Raw genomic sequence first — 8,619 nt, forward strand, 5'->3', positions numbered from 1 at the left:
GGATGTGCGACTCTGTCTGTCCGTGGAATCGGGTGATCAAGTTCAGCATGCGCAAGCTCATCCGTCAGGCCACCTTCGGTTTGACGGAGATCGAAAGCGACGATATGTGGCGGTGCACCACCTGCGGCCGCTGCCCGCAGCGTTGTCCCCGCGGCGTCAAGATCATTGAGCTGGGGGTTTCCCTGCGCCGGGTTGCGACTGAATACGGGGTGTTTCCCACTTCCGTCCGTCCACTCCGCGGGATCAGTTCCAGCCTGATGGCCGAGGGCAATCCGTTGAATGAAAAGCGGGAAAAGCGGGGGGACTGGGCCAAAGGCCTTCCGGTGAAGGAGTTTACTGCGGGGATGGAAATCCTGTATTTCCCGGGCTGCTACTTGAGCTATGATCCCCGCATGAAAAAGGCGGCGGTCGCCACCGTTAATATCCTCAACAAGGCCGGGGTGGATTTCGGGATTCTGGGACCGCAGGCAAGCTGTTGCGGGGAGAGCATCCGCAAGGCGGGGGATGAGGAATTGTTCAAACGTCTGGCCCGGGAAAACATCAAGACTTTCATTGATAAAGGGGTGAAGAAGATTCTGGTTTCCTCGCCCCATTGCTATCACACCTTTAAAAATGAATATCCCGAATTCATGGTGCACTTTGAGATCGTTCATATAACTCAGTATTTATTTGAGCTGGTAAGTTCAGGCCGGCTGAAGCTTGAGAGGGGTTACGCAAAGAGGGTTGTCTGGCATGATCCTTGTTACCTGGGGCGGCACAACGGGATATACGACGAGCCGCGGGAGATTTTGAAGAAGATCGAGGGGCTGGAGCTTTTGGAGATGGCCGATTGCCGGCAGGACAGTCTGTGCTGCGGCGGGGGCGGGGGGCGGATTTGGATGGAGACGCCCAAGAGCGAGCGGTTCTCCGATCTGCGGTTGGCGCAGGCTCTGGAGGCAGGGGCCGAGGAGCTGGTAACGGCCTGTCCTTACTGCATCACCAATTTCGAGGACAGCCGCTTGAACATGCAGGATAGCGAAGCGCTGGCGATTAAGGATATTACGGAGATTATCCAGGGATTGATTTAGAGAGAGAAAAAACCTGACAAGGACAGAGAAAATGGGAAAAGAACCAGTTGCAGAACAGCTTTGCGAAAGTATCACAAACGGCAATTTTGGGGATGTAATGGTTGTCGGGGGAGGGGTCAGCGGCATTCAGGCGGCCCTCGATCTCGGCAATGCGGGATTCAAGGTTTATCTGGTTGAGACGTCGCCGACCATTGGCGGCCATATGTCCCAATTGGACAAGACCTTCCCGACCAACGACTGCTCGATGTGAATTCTTTCACCGAAACTGGTCGAGGTCGGCCGGCACCCCAATATAGAGGTAATGACCTACACGGATGTTGACAGTGTAGAGGGAGAAACCGGGGCCTTCAAGGCCACCCTGATTAAGAAGGCCCGGTACGTTAATGTTGATAAATGCACGGGCTGCGCCACTTGCGTGGAGTACTGCCCGGTGCGATTTCCTGATCCCTTCAATCAGCAGATTTCATCGAACAAGGCCGTTCATATATACTTTGCGCAGGCGATTCCGTTGGTCACTTATATCGATGAAAGCTGTCTTTACCTGAAAGAGAAGAAATGTCGGGTATGCGAAGCGGTCTGTAAAAACAAGGCCATAGATTTCAATCAAAAAGCCGAGAAGGTGGAAATAAACGTCGGGGCGGTGATCCTGGCTTCCGGGTTGGAGCCTTTTGACCCCAGGCTCCGGGGCGAATATGGCTACGGAACGATGCCCAATGTCGTGACCAGTATGGACTATGAAAGGCTGCTGTGCGCTACCGGTCCTTATGAAGGAGAGATACTGCGCGCTTCCGACAAGAAGCATCCCCACAAGATAGCCTGGATTCAATGCATCGGTTCCCGGCAGGTCGTTCCCGGCGGCAACAGCTATTGCTCTGCGGTATGCTGCACCTATACCCAGAAACAGGTGATTCTGACCAAAGAGCATGATGCGGATGCCGAGTGTACGATATTCCATAACGATGTTCGCTCCTACGGCAAGGATTTTGAGAGATACTATCAAAGAACCGAGAATCTTCCCGGAATTCGCTTTATTAGAAGCTATGTCTCAATCGGGAGAGAGATCCCGGGAAGCAGGAATGTAACCATCAGGTATTCTACCGCCGAGGAGGGTGTGAAAGAGGAAGAATTCGACATGGTGGTATTGTCCGTCGGCTTGAATCCGCCGGCCCTCGCTTCCAGCCTGAGCAGAAAATTCGGGATTGAGCTGGAAAGCCACGGATTCTGCAAGGTAAATGATTCCAATCCGATTGCGTCCACCAAACCCGGGATCTTTATAAGCGGCGCCTTCCGGGGGCCCGTCGATATCCCCGAGTCCGTTTTTACCGCGAGCGGCGCTGTCTCCCAATGCGGCGAACTTCTTGACTATAGGCGGGGGGAACTGTCCCGGGAAAGGGTATATCCGCCGGAGCAGGATCTCTCGCAGGAGGAGCCGCGGATCGGGATATTTGTCTGTCACTGCGGCGCCAACATCAGCAGAATCGTTGATGTCCCCTCCACGGTTGAATATGCCTTGAGCTTGCCCAATGTTGTCTATGCCCAGGAACAGATTTTTTCCTGCGCTACCAATTCCGCTAAGGAAATAACAGACAAGATAAAGGAAAAAGGGCTGAATCGGGTCATTCTCGCTGCCTGTTCTCCCCGAACCCTGGAACCGCTGTTTCGCGACACCCTGCGCGAGGCGGGTCTCAATCAATACTATCTGGACATGGCCAATATCAGGGAACATTGTTCCTGGGTTCATGCCCGGGAGCAGGAAGAAGCCACCCGCAAGGCGCAGGATATAATCCGGATGTCGGCAGCCCGGGTTAGAAATTTGGAGCCCTTGAAGGAATATAACCTGCCCATCAACAAAACGGCGCTTGTTGTGGGAGGGGGATTGGCCGGCATGACCAGCGCGCTTTCCATCGCCAACCAGGGGCACGAGGTTTACCTGCTGGAAAGGGAAAAAGAGCTGGGGGGGATGGCCCGCAGGCTTTACTATACGCTGGAGGGGTTGGACGTCCAGACTTATCTCCATGAGCTGATCCGGAAGGTTTATAAGCACCCGCTGATCCATGTCTATGCCGACGCCGTTATCACTTCTGTTGCCGGTTACATCGGAAGTTTCGTTACCCGGGTGAAGTTTGAGGGAAGAACCGCGGAGATTAAGCACGGTGTTGCCGTCCTGGCGATCGGCGCCGACGAATACAAGCCCGTCGAATACCTCTACGGCAAAGACGAACGGGTAATGACCCAGTTGGAGCTGGAGGAGAAGATCGTCAACGGGGATGAGCGGCTTCTCCATTCCGAGAGTCTGGTGATGATCCAGTGTGTGGGCTCCCGTGAGGAAGGGCGAAATTACTGCAGCCGGATCTGCTGCTCTCAGGCCATTAAAAACGCCTTGAAACTCAAAGAGATAAATCCCGGTATGGATATCTACATTCTGTTTCGGGATATGAGAACATACGGTTTCAGCGAGGATTATTACCGGGAAGCGGCGAATAAGGAAGTAAAGTTCATCCGCTATGATCCGAATGACAAGCCCGTGGTGGAGGCGGCCATTGAGGAAGGGCGACAGATTCTGCGGGTAACTGTAACCGATCCGGTGCTGGGAAAGAAGCTTGCCATAGATGCCGATTCGCTCGCTTTGGCCGCTGCCGTTGTTCCCTCCCCGGGAACCAGGGAGGCAGCCGGATTTTTCAAGGTGTCGACGGGACTGGATGGATTCTTCACGGAAGCCCATGTCAAATTGAAACCGGTTGATTTCAGCGCGGATGGCGTCTATCTCTGCGGGACTGATCACTATCCGAAACACATAACGGAAACCGTCAGCCAGGCTTATGGAGCGGCCGGCCGGGCCTTGAACCCCCTCTCCCATGAAACAATCGTAGCCTCCGGTTCCGTTTGCGAGGTGGATGAGAGCAGGTGCGTCTCCTGCGGGGCCTGCATCTCTGTTTGCGCGTATGGCGCGATCGAGTTTGGCGGTGCGCTTCAGGGTACAAAGGCGCAGGTTAATCCCATCCTCTGCAAGGGATGCGGAATCTGCAACACGGTGTGTCCGACTGCGGCCATCCAACTGAAGCACTTTAACGATGAAGAAATACTCAGCCAGATCGATGCCGCGGCTGGCTATTAGTAAAAAGCGAAGTTCAATATTTTCCAAAAAGGGGTGAAAGCCAATGAGTGCGGGACTTAAATTCAAGCCCAAAATATTAGGTTTTGTCTGCCAGTGGTGAGGATACGGCGCTGCCGACCTGGCTGGAGTTTCCAGACTGCAATATACCACTGAAATGAGACTTATACGCGTCATGTGCACCGGCAGGATTGATTTGTCGTTTGTGCTCCGCGCTTTATCCAAAGGAATGGACGGGGTGTTTATTATCGGTTGCAAGCTTGGCGAATGCAACTACACCACCCACGGAAATTTCCATGCCCTGGGCATGGCGCTTCTCTGCAAAAAAATAATGGCGCATATCGGGATTGACCCGGAGCGGCTGAGTGTAGAGTATATGTCTTCCGGGGACGGGATCCGCTTTGCCGAAGTAATGAACGAATTTGGCAGTAAGATAAGACATTCAGGCCCACTCGGCACGGGCGAGGGAATCGAAAAAGGTCTGTTGGCGCAAAAGCTTGAAGCAGCGTTGGCGATAACCCCGTTCATCCGGCTCTTGGAAAGAGAGCGTTTGCGAGTGCCTCTGCGGACGCCGGAAGAGTATTATAAATTTTTCGCCAGTGCCGATGTCAACAAAATATTCAAGGAGTTTATCGTGGATAAGCTGGCGATAAGCCAGATCATGCTGCTTCTGCGGGAGAAACCGCTGCCGACCGCGGAAATTGCCCGGCGCATAGGGCTTTCGTCCTCGGAGGTATCGAGGTACATGAACAGCTCGTCAAGACAGGGATTGGTCAGTTACGATGAAGGGCAAAAGAGCTACGCCCTGGCCTGACGTGCAGCAACAGGTTCGGTTAAGCGGAAGGAGAGGGTTGAAAAAGCGGTCATGGATATTGAAAAAGTAAGTAATATTATTGATAAACATCAGGGCGACGCCAGTTCGCTGATTCAGGTGCTGCTGGAGATTCAGAAAGAAAATCGTTGGCTTCCCAAGGAAGCGTTGAAGATGGTCAGTGAAAAGTTACAGATTCCGCTGACCCGGATACAGCATGTCGCGACCTTTTACAAAGCCTTCAGTCTGGTTCCGAAGGGGCGTCACGAAATTCACGTTTGCATGGGCACTGCCTGTCATGTCCGGGGAGCAATGCGCGTTCTGGACTCGGTGCAGGACCGGACCGGGATCAAACCGGGCGAGACGGATGAGGATTTGAAGTTCAGCCTGGAGACGGTGAACTGCCTTGGCTGCTGCGCCCTGGGGCCGGTGGTCGAAATAGATGGGACGACGCACGGCAAAATGACTCCGTCCATGACGGCAGACGCGTTAAAACATTACGAGTAGGATAATAAAACTATGGCGCAGATCAATTCACCCGCTGAGTTGGAAGACTTCAGAAGGGGCTTGTTGTCGAAAAGAGAGCAAAATAAACTCTGCATTACGATATGTTCCGGGTCTGCCTGCCGCGCTTCCGGCAGTGAGGAGGTCGCCGCGAGCATGGTTGGGGAGCTGGAAAAGCAGGGATTGAGCGGGAAGGTGGATATCCGGAAGACCGGGTGCCACGGTTATTGCGAGCGGGGGCCGATTGCGGTTATCCATCCTGAGGAGATCTGTTATCTGCAGATAAAGACAGGGGATGTTGAGGAAATTGTTGCCCATGCCGAAGGAGATCACAAGCTCATCGAACGGCTTCTCTACACGGACCCGGACAGCGGCGAAAAGATAGCCCGGGAATCGGAGATTCCCTTCTACAAAAATCAGGAGCGACTTATTTTTGGCTCCAACGGCAACATAGATCCCAAGAGCATTGACGACTATCTGGCGCTGGGCGGTTACGCCGCGTTATCCCGTGCTCTTTTTCAGATGACCCCCGAGCTGGCATTGGCTGAGGTAAAAAAATCCAACCTGCGGGGAAGGGGCGGCGGCGGTTTTCCGACGGGCCGGAAGTGGGAGGAGTCCCGCAAGGCGCCAGGCGAGATAAAATACGTGATCGTCAATGCCGACGAGGGAGACCCCGGGGCTTATATGGACAGGAGCATTCTTGAGGGCAATCCCCATTCGGTTCTGGAGGGGTTGACGATCGGCGCCTATGCCGTCGGCGCCCACGAGGGTTTTATCTATGTTCGCCAGGAATATCCTCTGGCGGTAGAAAATGTGACGATGGCAATTGCGCAGGCCGAGGAGTATGGCCTGCTGGGAAAGAATATCCTCGGCTCCGGCTTTGATTTTACGGTCAAGGTGCACCGGGGGGCCGGCGCCTTTGTTTCTGGTGAATCGAGCGCCCTGATGACGGCGCTGGAAGGGAAGACGGGGGAACCCAGGCCGAAATACATCCACACCGCCGTCCGAGGGGTGTGGGACAGACCGAGCGTTTTGAATAATGTCGAGACATGGGCCACCGTGCCCATGATCATCAACCGGGGTGCTGACTGGTTTTGCGGGATTGGGACGGAGGGCAGCAAGGGGACGAAGATTTTCTCGCTGGTGGGCAAGGTTGTTAATACCGGGCTGGTGGAAGTCCCCATGGGGGTAACCCTGCGGGATATCATCTACAAGATCGGCGGGGGAATCCCCGGCGGCAAGAAATTCAAGGCTGTGCAGACGGGGGGGCCGTCCGGGGGTTGCATGCCGGAGGGCCTGCTGGATATGAAGGTTGATTTCGATGAACTCGCCCGCGCCGGTTCGATGATGGGTTCCGGCGGGATGATTGTACTCGATGAAGATACCTGCATGGTGGATGTCGCCCGGTACTTTCTGGACTTTCTGTCCGATGAGTCGTGCGGCAAATGCGTACCCTGCCGGGAGGGCATCCGGCAGATGCTGAAGATTCTTACCAGGATCACCGAGGGGCAGGGAAAAGAGGGCGACATCGAGCTTTTGCAGGAGATAGCCGAGGTAACGAAGGATGCCTCGCTTTGCGCGCTGGGACGGTCGGCGCCGAACCCGGTTTTAAGCACAATTCGCTACTTCCGGGAAGAATATGAGGCGCACATCCGGGATAAAAGGTGTCCGGCGCTCTCCTGCAAGAAGTTGATCTCGTACTATATAGACCCGAAAAAGTGCCAGGCCTGCATGATCTGCTTCAAACAATGTCCGGCCGGGGCGATTATCAGCGGTAAAAACCTGATCCACATCATTGACCAGAATAAATGTACAAAATGCGGAACTTGCCTGCAGGTTTGCCCGCCCCGTTTCTGCGCGGTGAAGAAGCTTTCCGGTGAACCTGTTCCTGCGCCTGTTCCCGAGGAAGAAAGAACGATAAAGAGAGAGCGGAAGGAAAAATGAGCGAAATAACGTTGCAGATTGACGGCAGGGACGTTGCGGCAAAAGAGGGGATGACCGTTTTACAGGCGGCTCGGGAGGCGGGGATATCCATTCCGACGCTTTGTCACCACGAGAAACTGGAGGCTTACGGCGGCTGCCGGATTTGTTCCGTCGAAGTCGAAAATCGCGGTCGAACCAGCGTTGTCGCTTCCTGCCTCTACCCGGTGGAAACGGGGCTGGTTGTAAAGACCAGATCGGAGCGGGTTGATCGAATTCGCAAGATGATTTTGCAACTGCTGATGGCCCATGCCCCCTTTGCCCCTGAATTGCAAAGGCTTGCCGGGGAGTATGGCGCAAACCCGGACCGTTTTGAGAAGGAGTCCTCCTTCTGCATTACCTGCGGTCTGTGCGTAAGGTACTGCAACGAGGTGAAGAAAAAGAACGCACTCGGCTGGATTGACAGGGGAATAAGAAAAGAGATCAGCTTCATCCCGGAAATAGCCGCCCGGGAGTGCAACGACTGCAAGGAATGTTTTCCGCTTTGCCCGACATCGTACCTGCAGGCAGCCTTCGTTCTGGTCGAAGCCCTTGCATTTACCGACATCAAGCGCCGCTTTCCCGCCGCTTCATCCCAACCTGCGCCAACAAAATAGACAACGTTTTGTAATTGTCAGACCAGCCCGCTGAACAAGACGGTTAAGGCGCAGCATGGTCCGAGCCTGCTGCGCCTTGACGGTTTACTGAATCAGTCGGGAGTTGATTCCTCCTGCGGGATGACTTGAAGGCGCTAAATTTTTTGACGTCTTACTTTCCCTTGGCGTCGCAGAAGTTATCGGGAATCTTAAAGACCTCCTGAGCATTTCTGCCCAGCCGATCTCCCATCCCCCGCTTCAAATGCAAGCAAAAAGTAAATTTACTTTCCTCTGTACAATTGCGGCGGACGGGAATAATATTACGCCCGGCTGCCGCGGTTAGTGTGCGACCACATTAAACTTATCAAAGTGATAGCGTCTTTTGCATCATGATGATAGCATATCATATATTTACGCCTTATTTTTAAGTTTATTTAATGAGGTAATTGCAAAACTCTCACATTCTGTCATTCCCGCAATGATTTTAAGCGGGAAAACGAAGTTTAATGTTCATAATCTGGTTCTAACTGCTTGAAAAACCGTATTCCCGATAGAAGCATTGTGTACATT

The 8,619-nt window shown here is 53.7% G+C and carries 6 protein-coding genes; all 6 read left to right on the forward strand.

Translation table 11 applies throughout. The annotated features are described in order from the left end of the window. A partial coding sequence (locus K0B01_14115) for a (Fe-S)-binding protein (protein MBW6487275.1) occupies positions 1-1,067 on the forward strand: 1,067 nt, incomplete at its 5' end. Between the two features lie 31 nt (positions 1,068-1,098). Then, complete coding sequence (locus tag K0B01_14120; GenBank protein MBW6487276.1) at positions 1,099-4,182, forward strand: CoB--CoM heterodisulfide reductase iron-sulfur subunit A family protein; 3,084 nt, start codon at positions 1,099-1,101, stop codon at positions 4,180-4,182. 118 nt (positions 4,183-4,300) lie between these two features. Then, entirely contained in the window at positions 4,301-4,993 is a 693-nt protein-coding gene (locus K0B01_14125) for a hydrogenase iron-sulfur subunit (GenBank protein ID MBW6487277.1), read from the forward strand. Positions 4,994-5,044: 51 nt separating this feature from the next. Further along, positions 5,045-5,497: an NAD(P)H-dependent oxidoreductase subunit E gene (locus K0B01_14130; GenBank protein MBW6487278.1), complete on the forward strand. Its 453-nt coding sequence runs from the start codon at positions 5,045-5,047 to the stop codon at positions 5,495-5,497. 12 nt (positions 5,498-5,509) lie between these two features. After that, positions 5,510-7,438 carry a 4Fe-4S binding protein gene (locus K0B01_14135; protein MBW6487279.1) on the forward strand — a complete coding sequence of 643 codons (1,929 nt, stop codon included), beginning with the start codon at positions 5,510-5,512 and terminating at the stop codon, positions 7,436-7,438. Further along, complete coding sequence (locus K0B01_14140) at positions 7,435-8,070, forward strand: (2Fe-2S)-binding protein (GenBank protein MBW6487280.1); 636 nt, start codon at positions 7,435-7,437, stop codon at positions 8,068-8,070. The genes K0B01_14135 and K0B01_14140 overlap by 4 nt, the downstream gene beginning before the upstream one ends. Positions 8,071-8,619 lie beyond the last annotated feature (549 nt).

This window comes from Syntrophobacterales bacterium, assembly GCA_019429105.1.
GTDB lineage: Bacteria > Desulfobacterota > Syntrophia > Syntrophales > UBA5619 > DYTH01.

What these genes read in the sequence shown, in the direction of transcription:
- K0B01_14130 (MBW6487278.1), top strand. Translation starts at nt 5,045, where the DNA reads ATGGATATTGAAAAAGTAAGTAATATTATTGATAAACATCAGGGCGAC.
- K0B01_14135 (MBW6487279.1), top strand. Translation starts at nt 5,510, where the DNA reads ATGGCGCAGATCAATTCACCCGCTGAGTTGGAAGACTTCAGAAGGGGC.
- K0B01_14140 (MBW6487280.1), top strand. Translation starts at nt 7,435, where the DNA reads ATGAGCGAAATAACGTTGCAGATTGACGGCAGGGACGTTGCGGCAAAA.